The sequence below is a fragment of the Kitasatospora sp. NPDC088346 genome (assembly GCF_044740765.1).
In the GTDB taxonomy this organism is placed as follows: Bacteria; Actinomycetota; Actinomycetes; order Streptomycetales; family Streptomycetaceae; genus Kitasatospora.
Genome location: NZ_JBIURH010000174.1, coordinates 1 through 1,651 on the forward strand (window position 1 = coordinate 1; position 1,651 = coordinate 1,651).

2 protein-coding genes are annotated in these 1,651 nt (G+C 69.0%); both read left to right on the top strand.

All coding sequences use genetic code 11. The features are described 5' to 3' along the window. Positions 1 to 219: hypothetical protein (locus tag ACIOFR_RS42230; RefSeq protein ID WP_401006154.1), on the top strand; the 219-nt coding region annotated here is incomplete at its 5' end. A 69-nt stretch (positions 220 to 288) separates the two neighbouring features. After that, entirely contained in the window at positions 289 to 1,539 is a 1,251-nt protein-coding gene (locus tag ACIOFR_RS42235; protein ID WP_401006156.1) for an IS110 family transposase, read from the top strand. Positions 1,540 to 1,651: the final 112 nt, after the last annotated feature.

A 1,651-nucleotide genomic window follows, 5' to 3' on the forward strand; every position in this document is an offset into this window, starting at 1 on the left:
GCGGGCTCGGTGCCGCTTGCGGACCCGCCGCCGCTCGATGCGCGACTCGTCCCCAGCGTGTCCGTCCTGCGGCTTTTGTCCCTCCGCTTCGCCCCGTTACCGTTTTCGCGGCCCCGCAATGGGGCTCCCGGCCTCCGGGCCCGGCATGACTCGTCGCCCCAGTCGATCATGATCGAAAAGGTGCTGTCACCGGGTCCGGAAGCATTGGCAGACCGCTGATTAGGGGCACGAGCGCCGATCCCGTCCCGGGTGAGGCAGGCTCTTCGTAACGTGGATGCCGGCACGCTGATGCCGCAGGTGAGGCCGGGAAGGGCACGACCACGGTGGAGAGTGCGCGTGATCGACACGGGTGACATCGACGTCTACCTGGGCTTGGACGTGGGCAAGGGCGAGCACCACGCCACCGCTCTGACCCCGGCCGGCAAACGGGTCTACGACAAGCGATTGCCCAACACCGAGCCGAAACTGCGCGAGGTGTTCAGCAAGCTCCAGGCCAAGCACGGCACCGTGCTGATGGTGGTCGACCAGCCCGCCTCGATCGGCGCCCTGCCTCTCGCGGTGGCCCGCGACACAGGCTGCCGAGTCGCCTACCTGCCCGGCCTGACGATGCGACGGATTGCCGACCTCTACGCCGGCGAGGCCAAAACCGACGCCCGAGACGCGGCGATCATCGCGGACGCCGCGCGAACGATGCCACACACCCTGCGCGAGCTGGCACCGTCCGACGAGACCGTCGCCGAGCTGGAGATGATCGTCGGCTTCGACGACGACCTGGCCACCGAGTCGACCAGGATCAAGAACCGCCTGCGCGGCCTGCTCACCCAGATCCACCCCTCGCTGGAGCGGATCCTGGGCCCAAGACTGGACCACCCCGCTGTCCTGATGCTGCTCGAACGCCACGGCTCACCGGCCCAGTTGAGGAAGGCCGGGCGGCGCCGGCTGGTGACACTGCTTCGGCCCAAGGCCCCACGCCTGGCCGAGCGCCTCGTCGACGAAATCATCGACGCCCTCGACGAGCAGAGCGTCGTCGTGCCAGGCACCGAGGCTGCCTCGCTGATCATCCCCAGCCTGGCCGGCTCGCTCACCTCCGTGCTCGACCAACGCAAGCTCCTCGCCGTCCGTATCGAGGAACTGCTGGAGGCCCACCCTCTTTCCCCGGTCCTGACGTCCATGCCCGGCATCGGGGTCAGGACCGGAGCCCGCATCCTGATCGACGTCGGCGACGCCAGCAGCTTCCCTACCGCCGGCCACCTGGCCGCCTACGCCGGACTGGCCCCGGTGACCAGAAGCTCCGGCTCGTCCATACGCGGCGAACACCCCTCCCGACGCGGCAACAAGCAGCTCAAACGGGCCTTCTACCTCGCCGCGTTCGCATCCCTGTCCCAACCGGACTCACGCGCCTACTACGACAAGAAGCGACGGCAGGGCAAGCATCACGTCGCCGCCCTCGTCTGCCTCGCCCGACGCCGCATCGACGTGCTCTTCGCCATGCTCAGAGACGGCACCTTCTACGAGCCCCCGGCTGCCATCGCCGCTTGACGAAAACCATAGGGGCACCTTTTCGGACGCGACGGCCGCCTCCAGGGCCGCCAACTGCTCGGGGTCCAGGGCCATCCCGGCGGCGTGGTGGTGGGCCCGTGCGGTTGCCGAG